This window comes from Streptomyces bauhiniae (genome assembly GCF_004784475.1).
Taxonomy (GTDB): Bacteria; Actinomycetota; Actinomycetes; order Streptomycetales; family Streptomycetaceae; genus Streptomyces; species Streptomyces seoulensis.
In genome coordinates this window covers 675992-693023 of sequence record NZ_SRRT01000001.1, presented here as the reverse complement: position 1 = coordinate 693023, position 17032 = coordinate 675992, and the positions used below count along the sequence as shown (strand labels likewise).

At 72.6% G+C, this 17032-nt stretch carries 16 protein-coding genes and 2 tRNA genes; 7 read left to right on the top strand and 11 right to left on the bottom strand.

Annotated features, from left to right (window positions below; translation table 11 throughout):
* Nucleotides 1–90: 90 nt before the first annotated feature.
* The 6 genes from E5083_RS03315 to E5083_RS03290 form a co-directional block, all read right to left on the bottom strand.
* Nucleotides 91–1332 carry an HD-GYP domain-containing protein gene (locus E5083_RS03315; protein WP_425276685.1) on the bottom strand — a complete coding sequence of 414 codons (1242 nt, stop codon included), beginning with the start codon at nt 1330–1332 and terminating at the stop codon, nt 91–93.
* Nucleotides 1329–2639, bottom strand: a complete 1311-nt coding sequence (locus E5083_RS03310) for an HD-GYP domain-containing protein (RefSeq protein WP_135784057.1) — start codon at nt 2637–2639, stop codon at nt 1329–1331. Before E5083_RS03310 ends, E5083_RS03315 begins: the two co-directional genes overlap by 4 nt.
* A 109-nt stretch (nt 2640–2748) precedes the next feature.
* Entirely contained in the window at nt 2749–3051 is a 303-nt protein-coding gene (gene rsrA, locus E5083_RS03305; RefSeq protein ID WP_030807430.1) for a mycothiol system anti-sigma-R factor, read from the bottom strand.
* Entirely contained in the window at nt 3048–3743 is a 696-nt protein-coding gene (locus E5083_RS03300) for a sigma-70 family RNA polymerase sigma factor (RefSeq protein WP_208753938.1), read from the bottom strand. Before E5083_RS03300 ends, rsrA begins: the two co-directional genes overlap by 4 nt.
* Before the next feature lie 258 nt (nt 3744–4001).
* Nucleotides 4002–4628 (bottom strand): alpha/beta hydrolase family protein, encoded by a 627-nt coding sequence (locus E5083_RS03295; RefSeq protein WP_135784055.1) that lies wholly within the window; start codon nt 4626–4628, stop codon nt 4002–4004.
* Nucleotides 4629–4641: 13 nt separating this feature from the next.
* Nucleotides 4642–5496 (bottom strand): SOS response-associated peptidase, encoded by an 855-nt coding sequence (locus E5083_RS03290; RefSeq protein WP_135784054.1) that lies wholly within the window; start codon nt 5494–5496, stop codon nt 4642–4644.
* A 50-nt stretch (nt 5497–5546) separates the two neighbouring features.
* On the opposite strand from E5083_RS03290, the gene E5083_RS03285 reads away from it, so the two are divergent.
* The 4 genes from E5083_RS03285 to E5083_RS03270 all read left to right on the top strand — a co-directional run bounded on the left by E5083_RS03285 (nt 5547) and on the right by E5083_RS03270 (nt 9082).
* Complete coding sequence (locus E5083_RS03285) at nt 5547–6269, top strand: M50 family metallopeptidase (protein WP_135784053.1); 723 nt, start codon at nt 5547–5549, stop codon at nt 6267–6269.
* Nucleotides 6270–6329: 60 nt separating this feature from the next.
* On the top strand, nt 6330–7646 hold the full coding sequence (gene aroA, locus E5083_RS03280) for a 3-phosphoshikimate 1-carboxyvinyltransferase (RefSeq protein ID WP_135784052.1): 1317 nt from the start codon (nt 6330–6332) through the stop codon (nt 7644–7646).
* Nucleotides 7647–7663: 17 nt separating this feature from the next.
* Nucleotides 7664–8674 (top strand): ribosome small subunit-dependent GTPase A, encoded by a 1011-nt coding sequence (rsgA, locus tag E5083_RS03275; protein ID WP_135784051.1) that lies wholly within the window; start codon nt 7664–7666, stop codon nt 8672–8674.
* Between the two features lie 84 nt (nt 8675–8758).
* Complete coding sequence (locus E5083_RS03270) at nt 8759–9082, top strand: DMT family transporter (protein WP_086693118.1); 324 nt, start codon at nt 8759–8761, stop codon at nt 9080–9082.
* Here E5083_RS03270 and E5083_RS03265 read toward each other — a convergent pair.
* Entirely contained in the window at nt 9079–9687 is a 609-nt protein-coding gene (locus E5083_RS03265; RefSeq protein ID WP_135784050.1) for a TetR/AcrR family transcriptional regulator, read from the bottom strand. The genes E5083_RS03270 and E5083_RS03265 overlap by 4 nt on opposite strands.
* A 164-nt stretch (nt 9688–9851) precedes the next feature.
* Here E5083_RS03265 and hisN point away from each other — a divergent pair, with 164 nt between their 5' ends.
* From hisN to E5083_RS03250, 3 genes are all read left to right on the top strand, one after another.
* Entirely contained in the window at nt 9852–10646 is a 795-nt protein-coding gene (gene hisN, locus E5083_RS03260; RefSeq protein WP_135784049.1) for a histidinol-phosphatase, read from the top strand.
* A 150-nt stretch (nt 10647–10796) separates the two neighbouring features.
* A complete protein-coding gene (locus E5083_RS03255) occupies nt 10797–11222 on the top strand; it encodes a CBS domain-containing protein (protein WP_135784048.1) in 426 nt (141 codons plus the stop codon).
* A 96-nt stretch (nt 11223–11318) separates the two neighbouring features.
* The gene (locus tag E5083_RS03250; protein WP_030807398.1) at nt 11319–11735 is read left to right on the top strand and encodes a Fur family transcriptional regulator; all 417 of its coding nucleotides are present in this window, start codon (nt 11319–11321) and stop codon (nt 11733–11735) included.
* A 69-nt stretch (nt 11736–11804) separates the two neighbouring features.
* On the opposite strand, the gene E5083_RS03245 is transcribed toward E5083_RS03250, so the two are convergent.
* The 4 genes from E5083_RS03245 to E5083_RS03230 form a co-directional block, all read right to left on the bottom strand.
* A tRNA-Met gene (locus tag E5083_RS03245) sits at nt 11805–11878 on the bottom strand.
* Between the two features lie 82 nt (nt 11879–11960).
* A complete protein-coding gene (locus E5083_RS03240) occupies nt 11961–13793 on the bottom strand; it encodes a tetratricopeptide repeat protein (RefSeq protein WP_208753935.1) in 1833 nt (610 codons plus the stop codon).
* Between the two features lie 205 nt (nt 13794–13998).
* Nucleotides 13999–14072, bottom strand: a tRNA-Met gene (locus E5083_RS03235).
* Nucleotides 14073–14115: 43 nt separating this feature from the next.
* The gene (locus tag E5083_RS03230) at nt 14116–16992 is read right to left on the bottom strand and encodes a UPF0182 family membrane protein (protein WP_425276692.1); all 2877 of its coding nucleotides are present in this window, start codon (nt 16990–16992) and stop codon (nt 14116–14118) included.
* Between the last annotated feature and the right edge of the window lie 40 nt (nt 16993–17032).

The following is a 17032-nucleotide window of genomic DNA, read 5'->3' as shown; positions in this document are numbered from 1 at the left end:
GTTCCGCTCAGTGGGCTGGCTTTTGCCCCCGGACTGCCTCTCCCTCGCATCCAACCACGTCGCATGGGAGAGGCGCTCATTACCCATCGGTTACCCAGCAACCGGCAGGGTCAGACAGTCGCGGGACAGGACCCGCGCCAGTGATTCCACCACCTCGGGGGCGTAGTCCCCGGCCGTGGCCAGCCGCAGTTCCTCCAGTGCGCGCAGGGGGCCCTCCACCCCGGCGTCGCGGGACTTCTCCTCGTAGGCGTTGACCGCGCGCACGATGCGGGCGGCGACCGGCTGGTCCCGGTAGGGGTCGGCCTGCCGCTCCACCACTACGGCGACGGCCGCCGCCACCCCGGTCTGCCGGACCACGGCCCCGCCGAGCAGGGCAATCCGGCGCTGCTCCGCGCCGGGCAGCTCCGCGGTGGCGCCCGCGGGGACCGGGTCGACCAGGCTGAGCTGGCCGATGTCGTGCATCAGCGCCGCGTGCTCCAGCACGGTCAGCTCCGTGCCGGTGAGCCCGAGGTCCCGGCCCACCGCGAGGCTGAGGGCGGCGACCCGGCGGGCGTGGCCGGCCGGGGTGTACCCGGCGATCTCGGTGGCGCGGGCCAGCGAGGTGATGGTCTGCCGGTAGGTGGCGCGCACGGCCGCGTACCGGCGCAGCGACAACTGGGTGAGCAGCAGCGGGAGGCAGAACACCGGCAGCGCCCAGAGTCCGGCGACGGCGACCGCGAGCGCCATCACCGCGCCGGTCGCGCAGACGGCGGACCCGATGCCGAGCAGCCCGCGCAGCTCCTCGCGCAGCAGCGGACCGAAGGGCCAGCCGGTGCGGGAGCGGGCGAGCGCGGCGGCCAGTACGGCGTCGCACAGCGCGGTCAGGACGAGCAGCGCGACGAGCGTCAGGGCGTAGGCGGAGCCGTCCCAGTGCTCGAACACCCCCCGGCTGTACAGGGGTTGGAAGCAGACGGCGGCGAAGCCGACGGTGAGGACGCGGCGGGCGAGGTGGTCCAGGGTGGGGCTGCTGCCGCGCCAGATGTGCGGCACCCCACCGAGCAGCGAGGCGACCAGCACCACGGTGAGGATCTGATCGGCGCCGTGCTCGGCGGGGTGCCCGGCGTCGGCGCCGAGCAGGGCGTACGAGAGGGAGCCCGCGGTGCCGAGCGGTGCGGCGCGGCGGGAGCCGCCGCCCTGCCAGCGGGTGAGTTCGCCGACGGCTATGAGGACGCCGAAGGCGAGCGCGGTGCCCCGCTCGTCGACGCCGTTCCACAGGGTGGCGCCGAACGCGACGGCGGCGAGGAGCGCGGCGGCGCCGTGGATCAGGCGGCGAGCGGTCAGGCGGGCGGTCACCGATGGGCCCCGGTGGTCCGGCCGTGGGTGCGCTGGCGCGGCGGGACGCCGGGGGCGGGTTCGTCGGCGGTGACCTCGGGCCGCCAGCCGTGCCGGCGCAGGGCGGCGGCGAGCGCGCCGACCATCCGGGGGTCGAACTGGGCGCCCGCGCACCGCTCCAGCTCGGCGACGGCGGCCTCGACCGGGCGGGCCCGGCTGTAGGAGCGGGTGGAGGTCATCGCGTCGAAGGCGTCGGCGACGGCGACCACGCGGGCGCACTCGGGGATCTGGGTGCCGGCGAGCCCGTAGGGGTAGCCGCTGCCGTCGAGGCGTTCGTGGTGGTGCAGGATCGCCGCGCGGGCCTCCCCGAGGAAGGAGATGCCACGGGTCATCTCGTGGCCGTACTCGGGGTGGAGTTCGATGATCCGGCGTTCCTCGGGGGTGAGCGGGCCGTCCTTGCGCAGCAGCCGGGTGGGGACGCCGAGCTTGCCGACGTCGTGCAGGATGCCCGCGAAGCGCAGCACCTCCACGCGTTCGTCGTCCAGGCCGAGCTGGCGGGCGATCATCACGGACGCCCGGCCGACGCGCTCGCTGTGGCCCCGCGTATAGCCGTCCTTGATGTCGACGGCCTGGACCAGGGCGCGGATGGTGGCCTGGTGGGCGGCGCGCTCGCGGTGGTACTGGGCGAACACCCAGCAGGAGACGCCCATCGGCAGCAGCACCAGCAGGGCTGCGACGGGCCCGTAGGGGCTGCGCCAGAGCACGGCGGTCATCAGTCCGGCCAGCCCGTGCACGCCGACCGGGGCGAGGGAGCGGGTGAACAGCCCGCGCCAGGCCCGGCGGAGCGGCACCCGGTCGGCGGCGGCGTGCATGGCGCCGTCGAGCAGGGTGAGCACCAGGCAGAAGGCAAGCACGGCCGCGCCGGCCGGCAGCAGCGCGTACGGGAAGACGGAGTCGTCGACGGCCGCGCCGCCGTCGAGCGCGTGATGTGTCCGGGCGGCGGCCCACACGGCGAGGGCGGGCCGGGCGGCGCGCCAGACGCGGCGCGGCAGGGCCGGCGTGTGCTCGACCGGGGAGAGCAGGGCGGCGGGCAGCGGGACGAGCGCGGCGGCGGCCGGGGTCAGGAGGAAGGCCGCGGCGAGCAGGACGGGGTAGAAGGTGCCGCCGAACCGGCGGCGGACGACCTGGTCGCAGAGCGCGTAGAGCGCGGCGAGGAGTCCGAGGGCGCCCCAGGGGGTGGGGCCGCCGAGGGCGGGCAGTGCGCAGAGCGCGGCGAGCAGGGCGGCACCGGCCACGCAGACCCGTGCTCTTGCCGGAACCGCCTCCATTGACGCCCTCCCCGACCGTGCCCCGTCCGGGGTGGAGCGTAGGACGGGGTACGGGGGAGGCGGGGGCTAGTCCGCTGGGATTAGCACGTTCGGGTGACGGAAGCGGCGGTCAGCTCTCGCGGGCGGCCGCGGTCACGTCATGCTCGGGGACGGTGCCGCCGGAGCGGATCAGCTCGATCCGGCCCATGACCTTGGCGCGCAGGTCGGCGGGGACGTCGTCATGTCCGCAGCACCGCTTGACCAGCTTCTTGACGGCCTGCTCCAGGCCGTACTTCTCCAGGCACGGGTGGCATTCCTCGAAGTGGTGCTGGAACTTGTCGCGGTCGACGTCCGGCATCTCGCTGTCGAGAAACTCGTACAGATGGTCCAGGACCTCACTGCAGTCCGTCTCGTGCGGCTCTCCGCAGCTCATGAGCCCGAGCCTTTCGCTTCGTTCGACTCTCCGGCGCCCGCGGGGACCAGGCCGCGCTCGCGCGCGTAGTCCTCCAGCATGCCGCGCAGTTGGCGACGGCCCCGGTGCAGCCGGGACATCACCGTACCGATGGGTGTCCCCATGATGTCCGCGATCTCCTTGTACGCAAAGCCCTCTACGTCCGCGAGGTAGACCGCGATGCGGAACTCCTCGGGGATCGACTGGAGCGCGGACTTCACGTCCGAGTCCGGCAGGTGGTCCAGCGCCTGGGACTCGGCGGAGCGCAGCCCCGTCGACATGTGCGACTCGGCACGCGCGAGCTGCCAGTCCTCGATCTCCTCGGCCGCGCTGCGCTGGGGTTCGCGCTGCTTCTTGCGGTACGAGTTGATGAAGGTGTTGGTGAGAATCCGGTACAGCCACGCCTTGAGGTTGGTGCCTTCGCGGAACTGGTGGAACGACGCGTACGCCTTGGCATACGTCTCCTGCACCAGGTCCTCGGCGTCGGCCGAGTTGCGCGTCATGCGCAGGGCGGCCGAATACATCTGGTCGAGGAATTCGAGCGCGTCCCGCTCGAAGCGCGCGCTGCGCTCCGTGCTGCTCTCGGCGCCCGTCTCCGCGCTCACGCCCTGGCCCTCGGGCTGCTCCGCCTGGCCGCTGCCGGCCCCTGCGTCGGTACCGGTGACCGGACCCACCTCCTCAAGTTCCCGCGCGAGGCCGAGACCGGCCCCACTCGTTTCGGAGGATAGAACACGACCCGTACCCGCCGCCGCTCGAATCGGAGCGGTCTTGGCCGCGTGCAGCACCGTCCAGTCCAGGTCAGTGCGGCTGCTGCGACTCGGACATGCGGTCGAACCCATGCGGCTGACTTCCTCTCCCGCGACGACGCCTCACCGGCGCTCCAGTACTTCTGTCCGCCACAACAGCGGTGCCCCGTCCGGCATTCCCGAGGGTCACCCGAGTGACGCGGCCCACCTGGTGACGGCGTCCGTCACGGTCTGCAGCGCGGCCTCCTGCGTCACGGGGGCCCGCTTGGGCACCGCGAAGGAGTGGTCGCCGTAGGGCACCTCGACCAGCTCGAATCCGCCCTCGGGGAACTCCTCGGGGCGGCCGAAGGGGTCGTTCCCGCCCTGCACGACGAGCGTGGGCACCCCGGCGCCGAGCAGCTCGTCGGCGCGGGACTTCTCGGGCTTGCCCGGCGGATGGAGCGGGAAGCTCAGCGCGAGCACCGCGTGGGCGCCCAGCTCGGTGGCGGTGCGGCAGGCGACGCGGGCGCCCGCGCTGCGCCCGCCGGAGATCACCGGCAGGCCGGGCCGGGTCAGCGCGGGCCACAGGCCACGCCAGCCGGTGTCCAGCGTCTTCGGCGCGGGGGCGACCTTGCGCCCGGCGACCCGCCAGGGCTGTTCGACCAGGGCGACGCTCACCCCGTGCGCGGGCAGCGCGGCGGCGAGTGCCTGGAGGTCGCGGGCCTCGATGCCGCCCCCGGCGCCGTGACTCACGGCCAGGACGAGGCGGGGTTCGGGCGCGTGGTGCCAGGTGACGCGGGCGGTCCCGGCCTCGGTCTCGACGGTCTCGATCATGCTGGGGATCACATCAGAAGAGTGTGCCCTCCTCGGGCCCCTCCAGCTCCTTCAGCAGCTCCGGCCCGTTGTTGCGGACGTTGCTGACGGCCGTCGGCACCGGGTAGGCCCGCATCAGGCCCTCCGGCGGCGGGGCCAGCAGCTCCCGCAGCTCCTCGGGGTCGGTGCGGGCGGGGTCCAGCCAGGCGTCCCAGCGGTCCGGGGTGAGCATCAGGGGCATCCGGGGGTGGATGTCGGCGAGCGAGCCGGGGCCCTCGGCGGGGGCGACGGCGAGCGGACCCTGTTCCGCCTCGGTGGTGATCACCGAGCAGGTCGCCCACCAGGCGCCGGGGTGGTCGTCGGGCAGGGTGCGGTCGCGCCAGAACTCGTACAGCCCGGCCATGGCGAACACCGAGCCGTCGGCGGGGGTCACGAAGTACGGCTGCTTGCGGGCCCGCTTCTTCTTGCCCTCCACCTCCAGGTCGCGCTCCTGCTCGCCGGTGACCCACTCGTAGTAGCCGTCGGCGGGCAGGATGCAGCGGCGGGCGGCGAAGGCGCGGCGGTAGGCCGGCTTCTCGTGCACGGTCTCCGCGCGGGCGTTGATCATCCGGGCGGCACCCTCGGGGGTCTTGGCCCAGGACGGCACCAGTCCCCACTTCAGCCGGCGCAACTGGCGAACCGGACGGCGGTCGGCGGCGTCTTTCAGCGGACGGTCCAGGACCGCGTAGACCTCCTTGGTCGGGGCCACGTTCCAGTCCGGCGCCAGGGTCTCCTCGGGTTCCGGGGTACGGTCGCCCCCGTCCGCCGGGGCAGGGGGGACCCCCACCTCGATGTCGAAGACTCCCGCGAGATCCTCTGGGCTACGACTGGCCGCATACCGTCCGCACATACCAGCCACAGTGCCAGAGTCCGTCCGACGACAGGGAGCCACCCGCAGACATGGACAGCAACACGACCACCGCGCTGCCCGATCTCTGGGACCGGCTCAGCGGCACCCAGTCCGGTCCCGACCTGTGGGTGGTCCTCGCCACCCTGGCCGCCGCGCTCGCCGTGGTCGCCCCGCACCCGGTGTGGCGGGTGGCCCGGAACGCGATCACCATCGCGCACGAGGGCGGCCACGGGCTGATCGCGCTCGTCACCGGCCGCAAGCTGACCGGGATACGGCTGCACTCCGACACCAGCGGCCTCACGGTGAGCCGGGGCAAGCCGTACGGGCTCGGCATGATCCTGACGGCCGCCGCGGGCTACACCGCGCCCTCGCTGCTCGGGCTCGGCGGGGCCGCGCTGCTGGCCGCCGGGCGCATCACCCTGCTGCTGTGGGTGGCGACCGCCCTGCTGCTGGCGATGCTGGTGATGATCCGCAACGCCTACGGGGTGCTGACCGTGGTGCTGACCGGCGGGGCGTTCCTGCTGGTGTCGTGGCTGGCGGGACCGCAGGTGCAGGCGGCGTTCGCGTACGCGGTGGTGTGGTTCCTGCTGCTGGGCGGGGTGCGTCCGCCCTTCGAGCTGCAGGCCAAGCGGATGCGGGGCGGCGCCGGGGACTCCGACGCGGACCAGCTCTCCCGGCTGACCCATGTGCCGGCCGGGCTGTGGCTGTTCCTGTTCCACGCGGTGTCGCTGTGCTCGCTGATCGGCGGCGGGCAGTGGCTGCTGCGGCTCTGAGCGCCGCCGGGCGGGTTCGATCAAGATCTGGGTGCGGTCCCAGCCACTAAAGTGGGGCGCATGACCGTGAACCCCGCTCACACCGCCCTCTGGCCCGCCCCGCACGCGACCGGGGCCGTCGACGCGACGGTCCACGTGCCCGGTTCCAAATCGGTCACCAACCGGGCCCTGGTGCTGGCCGCCCTCGCCTCCGAGCCGGGCTGGCTGCGCCGTCCGCTGCGGTCGCGGGACACCCTGCTGATGGCCGGGGCGCTGCGCGCGATGGGCGTGGAGATCGAGGAGGGCGTCGGCCCGGACGGGTCCGGCGAGGCGTGGCGGGTGCTGCCGACGGGGCTGCGCGGCCCGGCCACGGTGGACGTCGGCAACGCGGGCACGGTCATGCGCTTCCTGCCGCCGGTCGCCGCGCTGGCCGACGGCCCGGTCCGCTTCGACGGCGACCCCCGCTCCTACGAGCGCCCGCTGCACGGCGTGATCGACGCGCTGCGCGTGCTGGGCGCCCGGATCGACGACGACGGCCGGGGCGCGCTGCCGCTGACCGTGCACGGCGGCGGGGCGCTGGAGGGCGGCCCGGTGTCGGTCGACGCGTCCTCGTCGTCCCAGTTCGTCTCGGCGCTGCTGCTGTCCGCGCCGCGCTTCAACCAGGGCGTGGAGGTCCGCCACACCGGCGCGACCCTGCCCTCGCTCCCCCACATCCGGATGACGGTGGACATGCTGCGCGCGGTCGGCGCCCAGGTCGACACCCCGGAGTCGGGCGGCGAGCCCAACGTGTGGCGGGTGACGCCGGGCGCGCTGCTGGGCCGGGACCTCACGGTCGAGCCGGACCTGTCCAACGCCCAGCCGTTCCTGGCGGCCGCCCTGGTCACCGGCGGCAAGGTGACGATCCCGGACTGGCCGGAGCGCACCACCCAGCCGGGTGACCGGCTGCGGGAGATCTTCACCGAGATGGGTGGCTCCTGCGAGCTGACCGAGTACGGGCTGGTGTTCTCCGGTTCCGGCGCGGTGCACGGCATCGACGTGGACCTGGGCGACGTCGGCGAGCTGACCCCCGGCATCGCCGCGGTCGCCGCCCTCGCCGACTCCCCCTCCACCCTGCGCGGCGTGGCCCACCTCCGGCTGCACGAGACGGACCGGCTGGCCGCGCTCACCAAGGAGATCAACGAACTCGGCGGCGACGTCACCGAGACCGCCGACGGCCTGCACATCCGGCCGCGCGCGCTGCACGGCGGGGTGTTCCACACCTACGACGACCACCGGATGGCGACGGCGGGCGCGATCATCGGCCTGGCCGTGCCGGGGGTGCGGATCGAGAACGTGGCGACGACGGCGAAGACCCTCCCGGACTTCCCCGAGCTGTGGGCCGGGATGCTCGGTAACTGAACGGTCGGGACGAGATCATGCGCCGCTACGGCAAGCACACCGACGAGGACGACATCCGCACGCGTCCCAACCGCAAGGGCAACCGCCCGCGGACCAACATCCGGCCCAAGCACGAGGACGCGGCGGAGGGCATGGTCCTCACCGTCGACCGGGGCCGGCTGACCTGTCTGGTCGAGGGGCGGACCATCACCGCGATGAAGGCCCGCGAGCTGGGCCGCAAGGCGGCCGTGGTGGGCGACCGGGTCTCGATCGTCGGTGACCTGTCGGGCCAGAAGGACACCCTCGCGCGGATCGTGCGCATCGGGGAGCGCTCCTCCCTGCTGCGCCGCACCGCCGACGACGACGATCCCTACGAGCGCGTCGTGGTGGCCAACGCCGACCAGCTCGCCATCGTCACCGCCCTCGCGGACCCCGAGCCCCGCCCCCGGCTGATCGACCGCTGCCTGGTCGCGGCCTTCGACGGCGGCCTCACGCCCCTGCTGGTCATGACCAAGTCGGACCTGGCCTCCCCGGACAAGCTGCTGGAGCTGTACGGCGACCTGGACATCCCCTACGTGGTGACCAGCCGCGAGGAGCTGGAGAACGGCGACGCGGCCGACCGGGTCCGCGAGCAACTGGACGGGAAGATAACGGCGTTCGTCGGCCACTCCGGCGTCGGCAAGACCACCCTCGTCAACGCCCTGGTCCCGAAGGACCTCCGGCGCAGCACGGGACACGTCAACGCGGTGACCGGCCGGGGCCGGCACACCACCACCTCCGCGCTGGCGCTGCCGCTCGGCGACGGCGAGGGCTGGGTCGTCGACACACCGGGCGTACGGTCCTTCGGGCTGGCGCACATCGACCCCTCACGGGTGATCAACGCCTTCCCGGACCTGGTGCCGGGGACGGCCGGCTGCCCGCGCGCGTGCAGCCACGACGAGCCGGACTGCGCGCTGGACGCCTGGGTGGCCGAGGGCCACGCGCGCCAGGCCCGGCTGTACTCGCTGCGCCGGCTGCTGGCGACCAGGGAGCGCCGCGAGGGCGACTGAGGCTCGCGTGGTTTGCCGGAGCGCGGGTTCGGTAAGTGCATAATCGCACCGAGCCGGAGATCCGGACCTAGGGGAGGACAGCGCATGGCGTGGCTGCTGGTCATCGTCGCCGGGCTGCTGGAGACCGGTTTCGCCGTGTGCCTGAAGCTGTCCCACGGGTTCACCCGGCTCTGGCCGACCATCGCCTTCGCCTCCTTCGCCCTCGGCAGCTTCGGCCTGCTGACCCTGGCCCTGAAGAAGCTCGACGTCGGCCCGGCCTACGCGGTGTGGACCGGCATCGGCGCGGCGGGCACCGCGATCTACGGCATGGTCTTCCTCGGCGACCTGGTCTCCACCCTGAAGATCGTCTCCATCTCCCTGGTGATCGTCGGGGTGATCGGCCTCCAGTTGTCGGGGTCGGCGCACTAACTGTCGAGGTCCCGGTGCAGGGCGTGGTGGACGAGGGCCGCGGTGCCGCCCTCGCCGGCCGGTGCCGCCACGCAGGACAGGCCGAGCCGGAGGGCGAGTTCGCAGGCGAAGGCCAGCTTCGCGGTGTCGGACGCGGGGACGCCGGGTGCGGCGAGGACGGCCACGGCCCGGTCGCGCACCATCCGCAGGAAGTCTCCGGGCGCGGGCAGCGGCCCGTCGGCCCGGCGCTGCGCGGGCACGGTGGAGGTGGAGGGCACGCCGGGGCGGGCGGGCTCGGGGAGCCGTTCGGTCCAGCTTCCGGTGAGCATGGCCCGTACCAGCGCGTTGCCGCGGGCGGCGGTGGCGGTCCACTCGGCGGTGGCGGCGAGCCGGTCGCGGGGGTCTGTGTGGGTGGCGAGGGCGCGTTCCACGCCGGCGAGGTAGCCGTCGGCCTCGCGCCGCATCAGGGCGCGGGCCAGGCCGTCCTTGCTGCCGAACTCGTTGTAGAGCGTCTGCCGGGACACTCCGGCGGCCGCGGCCACGTCGACCATCCGTACCGTCGACCACGGCCGATGGGCGAGCGCTCTGCCAGCGGCGTCCAGCAGCGATTCGCGGGCTGCGGGCATCTTCGCCTCCCTGGGGCGAGCTGTGGCGCTTAGATTTGACTCGCCCACCGGCGCTGTCAAGGGTCCGGGGGCGTACCGGGGGCGCGGTTCGGCCAGTGCGCCGTGCGCCGCGCCCGCGCTCCCCCTGGTGGCTTCCGGACACCCGCGGCCGATACGGTCGTCACATGCCGGACTATCTCGACGATCTGCGCCTCGCCCATGTCCTCGCGGACGCCGCCGACGCGACCACCATGGAGCGCTTCAAGGCCCTCGACCTGAAGGTCGAGACGAAACCGGACATGACCCCGGTCAGCGAGGCGGACAAGGCCGCCGAGGAGCTGATCCGCAACCACCTCCAGCGCGCCCGCCCCCGTGACTCGGTACTGGGCGAGGAGTACGGCGCCGAGGGCTCGGGCCCGCGCCGCTGGGTGATCGACCCGATCGACGGCACCAAGAACTATGTGCGCGGGGTCCCGGTGTGGGCGACCCTGATCTCGCTGATGGAGGCGGGTCCGGGCGGGTTCCATCCGGTCGTGGGCCTGGTCTCGGCGCCCGCGCTGGGCCGCCGCTGGTGGGCCGCGAAGGACCACGGCGCCTTCACCGGGCGCAGCCTGACCTCGGCGAGCCGTATCCACGCCTCCGGGGTGAGCGACCTGGCCGACGCCTCCTTCGCCTACTCCTCGCTCACCGGCTGGGAGGAGCGCGGCCGGCTCGACGGCTTCCTGGAGCTGTCCCGCGAGGTGTGGCGCACGCGCGCGTACGGCGACTTCTGGCCGTACATGATGGTGGCGGAGGGCTCGGTGGACCTGTGCGCCGAGCCGGAGCTGTCGCTGTGGGACATGGCGGCCAACGCGATCATCGTCACCGAGGCGGGCGGCACCTTCACCGGCCTCGACGGCCGTCCGGGCCCGCACAGCGGCAACGCGGCGGCCTCCAACGGCCTGCTGCACGACGCGCTGCTGGGACGCCTCGGCGACTGAGCGCACCCGCCGGGGCCGCGCGCCCTCAACAGGCCGCGCGCGCCCCCTTGTTGACCTCCCTTTTACCTGGCACTCTGAAGCCTCCCTCACTTGTGAATTCGTGAATCCGTGCTGGTGCGGCGCGGGTTCCGCAGGAGGTGGCTGAAGCCCATGCTCGTTCCCGCCCCCGCATCGCCCCCCACGCTCGTCAAGGACGCCATGAGCACGGTGGTCCTCACCATCGGCCCCGCCCACACCCTCCGCCAGGCCGCAGCCCTGATGTCCGCCCGCCGGGTCGGCGCCGCCGTGGTGCTCGACCCGGACGCGGGCGGCATCGGCATCCTCACCGAACGGGACATCCTCAACTCCGTCGGCCTCGGCCAGGACCCGGACGCGGAGTCCGCCCAGGCCCACACCACCACGTCCGTGGTCTTCGCCGCCCCGGCCTGGACCCTGCGCGAGGCCGCGAGCGCCATGACGCACGGCGGCTTCCGGCACCTGGTCGTCCTGGACGGGGGCGAGCCCGCCGGCATCGTCTCGGTCCGCGACATCATCCGCTGCTGGGCCCCGGCCCGCGCCCCCGAACCGGCCCTCTGACCCCGCCGGAGCCGGGTTGGACCGAGTCCAATCCTGCTCCGATTCCAAAGTCACACCTGTTCGGGATCTGTTCTGCCTGCTGTTACCCTGGCTGCCATGAGTGACCTTCTGGACCGGCTGCGTGGACGCGGATGGCGGCTGACCTCGCAGCGCCGAGTGGTGGCCGAGGTGCTGGACGGCGAACACGTCCACCTCACGGCCGACGAGGTCCACGCGCGCGCCGTGGTGAAGCTGCCCGAGATCTCCCGCGCGACCGTCTACAACACCCTGGGCGAGCTGGTCTCGCTCGGCGAGGTGCTGGAGGTCAGCACGGACCACCGCGCCAAGCGGTACGACCCCAACGCGCACCGCCCGCACCATCACCTGGTCTGCTCCCGCTGCGGCGCGATCCGTGACGTGCACCCCACCGGCGACCCGCTCACCGACCTCCCCGACACCGAGCGCTTCGGCTTCGCCGTCTCCGACGTCGAGGTGACCTACCGGGGCCTGTGCCCGGAGTGCGCGGCCGCCTGACGCACCGCCTTGGGGCTTGCATACGACCGAGGGCCGGAATCCATTCGGATTCCGGCCCTCGGCCTTCAGTAGCGGGGACAGGATTTGAACCTGCGACCTCTGGGTTATGAGCCCAGCGAGCTACCGAGCTGCTCCACCCCGCGTCGGTGAACACGACACTACGGGACCCCTGGCCGCGAAGGCAAATCCGTTCCCTCGCATCCCTCCGCGCACCGTCCGCCCAGCTCAGGCCGACAGCTCCTCGCGCAGCGCCCCCTCCAGCCGGGCCGCCCGCTCGCCGACCTCCTTCGGGCCCAGCTCCATCGCGCGGGCCGCCCAGCGCTGTCCCTCGGCCAGCTCGCCCCGGCGCGCGTACACCAGGGCCAGGCGCAGCGCGGCCCGGCCGTGCCCGGCGTCGGCGGCCCGGGTCCACCACACGGCGGCCTCGGGCTCGCTGCCCTCGCGGGCCAGCAGCAGCCCCAGGTTGAAGGCGCCGTTGCGGGACCCGGCCTCGGCGGCCGCCCGGTACCAGCGCGCCGCCTCGACCACGTCACCGCGCGCCGCCGCGAGCATGCCGACCCGCACCTGGGCGCGCCGGTGGCCCTGGCCGGCCGCCCGCTCGTACCACTCCTCGCACTCGGTCTTGTCGTGCACGCTCTCGCCCAGCTCGTGCGCGGGCTCCGGCGGACGGCGCGCGTCCAGCACGGTGGCCAGCCGGTACGCGGCCTCCGCGCTGCCGCCGCCGGCCGCGCACCGCAGATGGCGCTCGGCGGTCTGCTCGTCGCCCTCGCGCAGCCGGGCGATGCCCACCTGGAGGGCGGCCTCGGTGTGCCCGGCGGCGGCCGCCCGCTCGTACCAGCGCACCGCGGCCTCGCTGTCCTCCGCGGTGTCGCGGCCCGCGTGCAGGATGCCCAGGTTGAACGCGGCGTCCACGCTGCCGGCCTCGGCGGCCTTGGAGAACCAGGGCTCGGCGCCGCTGGTGTCGCCGCCCCGCAGCAGCAGGATGGCCAGCGCGTTCGCCGCCTCCCGGTGGCCCGCGTAGGCGGCGCGCCGGTACCACTGCTCGGCCTGGGCGGTGCGGCCCTGCTCGGCGCAGAGCAGCCCGAGGTTGTAGGCGCCGTTGTCATCCCCGGCGTCCAGCGCGGCCCGGTACCAGCGCTCGGCGGTCTGGGTCTCGCCGCGCTCGGCGTGCAGGGCGCCCAGCGCGTTGGCCGCGTTGCCGTCGCCGTCCTGGGCGGCGCGCAGCCACCACACGGCCGCGCTCTCGGTGTCCCCCGCGTCGCGCAGCAGGAAGCCGAGCGCGCAGGCGGCTCGGGCCTCGCCGTCCTTGGCGGAGGTGAGGTACCAGCGCCCGGCCTCCTTCAGCTCGCCGCGCTTCTCCAGGATGGCGCCGAGGTGCAGCGCGGCCCGGCGGTGGCCGCGTGCGGCGGCCTGGCGGTACCACTGCTCGGCCTCGGTGGACGCCTTCGCCGCACCGGCCTCCTCCTCGCGCCCCATGCCGGGCTCGGTGTCGCCGCCGTCCAGGGAGCGGGCGAGCCGGTAGGCGGCCTCGCGGTGGCCGCGCTCGGCGGCGGCGCGCATCCAGTACGCGGAGCGGGAGTCGCCGCGGTGCTCCAGCAGGTCGGCGAGGGCGTAGGCGCCGAGCACATGGCCCTGCTCGGCGGACTGGCGCAGCCAGTACTCGGCGGCGGGTTCGTCGCCGCGCTCGCGGTGGTGGCGGCCGAGCGCGTGCGCGGCCGCGGCCGAGCCGGCGACGGCGGCGATCCGCCACCAGTCGGCGGCCTCGTCGGCGTACCCGCGCTGGTGCAGCAGGACGCCCAGGTTGTTGGCGGCGGGCCGGTCACCGGCGGACGCGGCGGCACGGAGCTGGGGTTCGGCCGCGTCGAGGTCGCCGCGGCGCAGCAGCATGGCCCCGAGGACGCTGGCGGCCTCGGCGTCGCCGGTGCGCGCCGCCATCCCGAGGCGCACCTCCTCGGCGTCCTCCCCCATCTCGTCCACGTCGCGGGACGGTTCCTCACCCGAAGGCTGCACAAATCGCCCTGTCTCGAACAGAGTTGCCTTGTCCCCCATAACGTCCATCGTCGCACCACCTGCAACCTGGGTACACCCGGTGTACCGCAGCCCGTGAGGTCACTTCAGCGTTTTGTCGACATGCCCACAGAGAGACAAGTCAAACACAGTTGGCCCAACTCCGGGCGGCGGCGCGGCCGATGAAACGCGCAGGACATGAGTTCGCACATCACGAAGGCCCGGATCTCGATGAGATCCGGGCCTTCGTTTTCAGTAGCGGGGACAGGATTTGAACCTGCGACCTCTGGGTTATGAGCCCAGCGAGCTACCGAGCTGCTCCACCCCGCGCCGTTGTGTGCACAACTCTAGCACGGCGCGGGGGCGGGTCCGGTCAGTCGCCGCTGGTCCGGGGCTTGTCCGCCGCGGACTGGGCGTCCTCGGCCTTCTTGAGCGCGTCCTGGAGGTCCTTCTGCGCCTTGGCGTAGGCGTCCCAGTCCGGACCGGACTTGAGGGCCTCCTGCCCGGCGTCGTACGCCTTCTGGGCGTCCTCCAGGGCCTGGCGGACCGTCGGGTTGGTGGAGGCCGGCGGTTCGGTGGTGCCGGTCTTCGGCGGCTCGGAGCCCTTGACCCCGAAGACCTTGTCCAGCGCCTGGTCGAGCGTGTCCTCGAAGGCGGTCCGGCCCTCGTAGGTCACCAGCACCTTGCGCAGCAGCGGGTACTTCAGCGTGCCGCCGCGCACGTACACCGGCTCCGCGTACAGCAGGCCGCCGTCCAGCGGGACGGTGAGCAGGTTGCCGTACTCCACCTGGGAGTGACCCCGGCTCAGCAGGCTGATCGTCTCCGCGATGGACGGTTCGGAGTTGAACTGGCTCTGCACCTGTTTGGGGCCGTCGACCGTGGTGCTGGTCGGCAGCTTCAGGATTCTGATCTTGCCGTAGTCGCTGGCGCGCGGATCGGAGTCGACGGCCATGAACGCGCTCAGGTTGTCCCGGCCGTTCGGTGTGAAGGTCGTCGTCAGCGAGAAGACCTGCTGCTTCTGGTCCGGCATCTTCATGCTCAGGTAGTACGGCGGGACCGAGTCGCGCGAGTCGTTGGACGGGTCGTCCGGGACCTGCCACACCTCGCTGCCGCTGAGGAACGTCTGCGCGTTGGTCACGTGGTACCGGGTGAGCAGCTCGCGCTGGACCTTGAACAGGTCCTGCGGGTACCGCAGATGGGCCATCAGCTCCGCGCTGATGGCCGAGCGGGGCTTCACCGTGCCGGGGAACGCCTTCATCCACGTCTTGAGCACCGGGTCGGCGGAGTCCCACTGGTAGAGCTTGACGTCACCGGTGTAGGCGTCGACGGTCGCCTTGACGGAGTTGCGGATGTAGTTGACCTGGTTCTGCTGGGCCACCACCGCACGGGAGTTGTTGGTCGCGGTCAGCGAGTCGGCCGTGGTGTCCCCGAGCGTGGTGCGCGAGGCGTACGGATAGCCGTTGCTGGTCGTGTAGGCGTCCACGATCCACTGGATGCGGTGGTCCACCACGGCCGGGTAGGCGTCGCCGTCGATGGTCAGCCAGGGCGCGACGGCCTCGACGCGGTCCTTGGGCGTGCGGTTGTACAGGATGCGCGAACCGTCGCCGATCGCCCCGGAGTAGAGGATCTGCGGCTCGTTGAACGCCACCGCGTACGCCGCCCGGTTGATCGGGCTGTCCAGGTTGACGCCGCTCTTGCCCTGGTAGCTGGTGGTCTTCTCGCCCTCGTCGTCGGAGTAGTCGATCTCCTTCTGGGGACCGCCGACGATGGAGTACGTGGTGGTCTTCTCGCCGTAGTAGACCTGCTGCTGGTACTCGCCGAGGTCGCCCTTGGAGGGCAGGTTCTTCTCGGTGAAGACCGGGCGGCCCTTGTCGTCGGACTCGGTGCCCTTGGCGGCGACCACGCCGTAGCCGTGGGTGTAGCGGAAGTGGTCGTTGATCCAGTTGTTCTTCGGGATGCCGTTGAGGTTCAGCTCACGCAGGCCGAGGACGGTGTCCTGCTCCTTGCCGTCCTTGGTGGGGTACCGGTCGACGTCCAGGTTGGTCGGGAAGCCGTAGTAGTTCCGGATCTGCTGGAGCTGCTGGAACGTGGGCGAGACCACGTTCGGGTCCATGATGCGGATGCTGGCGGTCTGGCCGACCTGGTCGCGCAGCTTGGTCTTGTCGTCCGTCGCGGCCTTGCCGGAGTACTCGCTGACCTGGGTGTGGTCGATGCCGTACGCCTCGCGGGTCGCCTTGAGGTTCTTCTGGACGTACGGGGCTTCCTTGGCCTGCTCGTTGGGCTGGACCTGGAACTTCTGCACGATGGCCGGGTAGAGGCCGCCGATCAGGACCGCGGAGAGCACCATCAGACCGAAGCCGATGACCGGGAGCTGCCAGGTGCGCCGCCACAGGGTGGCGAAGAACAGCAGCGCGCAGATGACGGCGATGAAGAACAGGATGTTCTTGGCGGGCAGATAGGCGTTGGCGTCCACATAGCGCAGACCCGTCCAGTTGCCGGTCGCCCGGAAGTCGCTGGACTTCACCGCGAGGCCGTACCGGTCGAGCCAGTAGGCGACGGCCTTCAGGGAGACGAAGACGCCGAGCAGCACCGAGAGATGACCGGTCGCGGCGGCCGAGGCGCGCGAGCCGGGGCTGGTGACGCGCAGTCCGCCGTACAGGTAGTGGGTGAGCGCGGCGGCGATCAGCGACAGGATGGCCGTGGCGAAGCCGAAGGCCAGCAGAAAGCGGTACCAGGGCAGGTCGAAGGCGTAGAAGGAGACGTCCCGGTGGAACTGGGGGTCCTTCTGGTGGAACGGCACGCCGTTGACCCACATCAGCCAGACCCGCCACTGGCCGGCCGCCGAGGCGCCGGCGATGAGGCCGACCAGCGCGGTGACGGCGAGCAGCAGCCAGGTCTTGTACGGCGCGATCCCCATCCGGTACCGGTCGAGGCTCTGCTGCTCCATCGACATGGCACTCAGCGGGGGCCGCATCCGGTGCGCGAGCCAGATGTTGAAGCCCACCGCCAGGGCCATCAGCAGACCGAAGACGAAGAACAGCCCGATCTTCGTCCACAGGGTGGTGGTGAAGACCGACGAGTAGTGCACCGACCGGTACCAGAGCCAGTCCGTCCAGAAACCGGCGAACATGGTGAAGGCCATGCCGAGGGCGGCCAGGACGCCCAGGGTGACGAGCAGGGTCCTCACCCGCCGGGACGGTCGGCCCGCCCTGATCCGTGGCCCCGTCGGGCCTCCGCCGCGGTCCGGCATCTGGAAAGCCAAGGTGCGCACCTCGAAGTCGCTGTCGATC